Below are 3,815 nucleotides of genomic sequence, written 5' to 3' on the forward strand. Positions count from 1 at the left end.
TCCCTGCTGACAGTTGAACGAGAAAGCCCCAATTCTCTAGCAATAGTGGCCTGAGTAACACCGTCAATTATTCGTTTTTCGATATAAAAACGCTCATGTAAGTTCAAATGTTTTCCCTTCATACAACAGTATCTCTTATGGGGTCATTACAGTAATTTTATCTATGTATGACCAAGGATTTACTTTGTTGCATTTCGTTTGGGAATTGGCGGTGAACTTATCAATGCCAATCAAGCCGAGGAAATTATTTGGACAAAAAGTGGTACTTAAACACCAAACAACACTTGTTAACACAAAAACTCGGATCATTGCCATTAGCTAAATGTCGAATGTTACTGGTGAATAACCCGATATTCAGGCTATCTCTCGGCTAGCTCATCAACATAATATTTTAGTCATGGTTGATGGTACACAAGGTATTGTGCATCGTGGTATTGATGTACAAGCTTTAGACATTGATTTTTTTGTCTTCTCAGCCCATAAATTGTATAGCCCAACAGGATTAGGTATCTGTATCGATTTGAAGCTATTGCCAGAGTGTTGGAGTTCAACGCTGTTATAGACTGGATGAAAGCCATTAATTGGCAACAAGCTGAAAATTACGCCATTGCCCAAAACGAGCTTTGATCCCTAATAATTAAAAAAATTATTTCATACTTTTTCGCTTGCTATCATTTTACGCTGCAATTTTTTTAATACATGAGAAACAGCAATAAAACCAAAACTAGCAGTTACCATTGTTGCCGCACCAAAACCAGCGGCGCAATCCATACGCATTGTTCCTCCGGCATTACTTTTAGCCTTACAAACGGTTCCATCACTTTGTGGGTAAACTAACTGTTCGGTCGAGAAAACACAGTCAATACCCAATTTACCTTTACTATTTTTAACTATTTTAAAATCACTTTTTAATCTTTCACGTAATTTTGCTGCTAAGGGATCATGGATCGTTTTTGCTAAATCTTTGACTTGGATCTGTGTCGGATCAATTTGCCCACCAGCCCCTCCCGTTGTGACGACAGGTATTTTATGACGGCGACAATAAGCTAATAAAGCAGCTTTAGGCCGCATGCTATCAATAGCATCAATCACATAATCAAATTGAATAGATATCAACTTAGCTAGATTGCTGGCCGAGACAAAATCATCAATAATATTAACTTGACACTCAGGGTTAATTTGCAAAATACGTGATTTCATCACTTCAACTTTTGATTGACCAATAGTGTCGCTTAATGCATGCAATTGTCGATTAATATTTGTCACGCACACATCATCCAGATCCATCAGAGTAATAGTGCCGATCCCGGTTCTTGCTAATGCTTCCGCTGCCCATGAGCCTACGCCGCCAATACCAACAACACAAATGTGAGAACGAGCAAAAAGCATTAATGCTTTTTGACCATAGAGGCGGCCAGTACCTGCGAAGCGCCGCAACCAAGCATCTGAAAGGAGTAATTGCATGTCTAACCTTAGCTAACAAAAATAGCGTGTTCACCAATAATAAAAAAGAAACTAATTTATTAATTCAAATCCTGATTAATTATTATGATAACAAAAACTGATTCGTTATCTATTCATCTGCATAGCATAGCCAATCATGTGATAACGACTAGAGCGTATTATCTGTATCATACTTATCAACTGAATTGCATCTTATTCTGTATACTTAAATTAGCAATAAATTATACCCCACCCCATTTGATAAGATAATTTCCGATAAAATATTTTACTGATTTAAGCTAATCATTAAATAACTATTTTTATATGACTATTAAAAAAGTTATGAATTTATGTTTGTTGATTACATATTTCGCTATCGATTTTTTGCTGACAAAGTATATCAATAAGCATGATGGCTAATTTGAATAAAAGAACAAAAAACAATCATCAAGTCTCTTTTATGTACAAAATATAAAAAAATATCGCAATATTTAAGAAAAAAACTTGCATCGGATCTGATCCTGAGTATAGTGAGCCGCTATCGGACGCGGGATGGAGCAGCTTGGTAGCTCGTCGGGCTCATAACCCGAAGGTCGTCGGTTCAAATCCGGCTCCCGCAACCAATATTAACAACCTTAATCATTTCAGACGCGGGGTGGAGCAGCTTGGTAGCTCGTCGGGCTCATAACCCGAAGGTCGTCGGTTCAAATCCGGCCCCCGCAACCACCTTTCATTAAATATCAAATTAGTTTCCAAACAAAACTACTATCTATCTAATTAACTCGCTTAACGCAAAGCTAGTTTTCCGCCGTTGTCGAAATAAGCTTTAATACCCCGAAAAATGGATTCTGCCATCTGCTGTTGGAATTTTGCTGTCTTTAGTTTTCGCTCTTCTTCAATATTACTGATAAAAGCAGTTTCAACTAGAATTGACGGGATGTCTGGTGCCTTTAATACCGCAAAACCCGCTTGATCAACAATGTTTTTATGCAATTTGTTAACGTTACCCATCCGTTTAAGCACTTCTGTCCCAAATTTCAAACTATCATTAATAGTCGCCGTCTGAACTAAATCAAACATGGTGTGATCAAGATATTTATCACCACTTTTACTGACACCACCAACCAGATCGGCCTCATTCTGCGTTTGAGCTAAATAACGGGCGGTATTACTGGTTGCTCCTTTGGTCGATAATGCAAATACTGAGGAACCTCTCGCCTTACGATTAGTAAAGGCATCAGCGTGAATAGAAACAAATAAATCAGCTTGCATTTTCCGCGCTTTTGCAACTCGCACTTTTAAAGGAATAAAAACATCTTCATTACGAGTCATATAAACTTTCATCTTAGGTTCACGATTAATTAATATTTTTAATCTACGTGCAATTTGCAATACGATATCTTTTTCCCGCGTTTTATATTTTCCTATAGCACCAGGATCTTCTCCACCGTGACCAGGATCGATCATGATGATAATTGGCCTATCTCTCCCGGCTTTACCCGCTGGCTTTTTCGCTTTAACCGGCAACGTATTATCCAATTTACCTTTGTTATAATCTTCTAATAGCGCTAGCAACGGATCATCATCAGTGTAAACACCTGAAGCAGGATAAAAGTCAACCACTAAACGATGTTTAAAACCAGCAACAGGCGCAATAGTAAACATTTGTGGTTCAACATGAGTTTTTACTTCAAAAACTAAGCGAACCGTTTTTTGATCAAATTGGCCTACTCTGACTAATTTTAAATAAGGATCACGCGAACTGATTTGCTGGCTAATGCCCTGCAACACACTATTTAACTGTATATTTTCTAAATCAACAACAATACGATCAGGCCCCGATAAAGCAAATTGATGATATTTTAAAGCAATATTCGATTCTAACGTTACTCGGGTATAACTAGAGGCAGGCCAGATACGAATAGCAACTATACTTGAAGATGAAGCTAGCCCGAATGGACTAATACTTAACAGCATAGTAGCCACTGCACCTTGCAGAAGACGTCGTCTTGAAAAACCGTGATTTGAATGATCCATCGAAAAATCCACTTAAAGCATCAAATAATTATAAACCGCTCAATATTATCAACAACAAAAAAATAACTACACGAGTTTCGCAGTCTCTAAAAAAGAAGTATAAATTTAAAAACAAGAAAAAATCAGGATGTTCATATTTTGTCCGGTTATCCATGCATTAAAGATATCTATAAAATATTCTTGCAAGTAAGCAGTGTAAGATACTCTAGTTTGGCGTTATCAGAAGTCAGCCCATCGCCTTTATCTCATGACACGGTTAGCCGATGGTTAAAAAGTAGATGTTTCCGCCCTAAAGACCTATGGCGATTAGTTGAACCTTCTATAGACAAAAAAAG

Annotated in this window: 5 protein-coding genes and 2 tRNA genes; 4 read left to right on the forward strand and 3 right to left on the reverse strand. The window is 37.5% G+C overall.

What is annotated here, in order from left to right:
• Positions 1 to 122: helix-turn-helix domain-containing protein (locus CBG25_RS21255; protein WP_366212652.1), on the reverse strand; the 122-nt coding region annotated here is incomplete at its 3' end.
• A gap of 275 nt (positions 123 to 397) precedes the next feature.
• Between CBG25_RS21255 and CBG25_RS03110 the strand changes: the two genes are divergently transcribed.
• Positions 398 to 562: an aminotransferase class V-fold PLP-dependent enzyme gene (locus CBG25_RS03110; RefSeq protein WP_290604447.1), complete on the forward strand. Its 165-nt coding sequence runs from the start codon at positions 398 to 400 to the stop codon at positions 560 to 562.
• An 89-nt stretch (positions 563 to 651) separates the two neighbouring features.
• On the opposite strand, the gene tcdA is transcribed toward CBG25_RS03110, so the two are convergent.
• Positions 652 to 1,464, reverse strand: a complete 813-nt coding sequence (gene tcdA, locus CBG25_RS03115) for a tRNA cyclic N6-threonylcarbamoyladenosine(37) synthase TcdA (RefSeq protein ID WP_290604449.1) — start codon at positions 1,462 to 1,464, stop codon at positions 652 to 654.
• A 525-nt stretch (positions 1,465 to 1,989) separates the two neighbouring features.
• Between tcdA and CBG25_RS03120 the strand changes: the two genes are divergently transcribed.
• Positions 1,990 to 2,066, forward strand: a tRNA-Met gene (locus tag CBG25_RS03120).
• A gap of 26 nt (positions 2,067 to 2,092) precedes the next feature.
• Positions 2,093 to 2,169, forward strand: a tRNA-Met gene (locus tag CBG25_RS03125).
• Between the two features lie 60 nt (positions 2,170 to 2,229).
• On the opposite strand, the gene amiC is transcribed toward CBG25_RS03125, so the two are convergent.
• A complete protein-coding gene (amiC, locus tag CBG25_RS03130; RefSeq protein WP_290604451.1) occupies positions 2,230 to 3,480 on the reverse strand; it encodes an N-acetylmuramoyl-L-alanine amidase AmiC in 1,251 nt (416 codons plus the stop codon).
• 138 nt (positions 3,481 to 3,618) lie between these two features.
• Here amiC and CBG25_RS03135 point away from each other — a divergent pair.
• The coding region (locus CBG25_RS03135; RefSeq protein ID WP_290604058.1) for a hypothetical protein at positions 3,619 to 3,815 on the forward strand (197 nt) is incomplete at its 3' end.

The sequence above is a fragment of the Arsenophonus sp. ENCA genome, from assembly GCF_002287155.1.
In the GTDB taxonomy this organism is placed as follows: Bacteria; Pseudomonadota; Gammaproteobacteria; order Enterobacterales; family Enterobacteriaceae; genus Arsenophonus; species Arsenophonus nilaparvatae.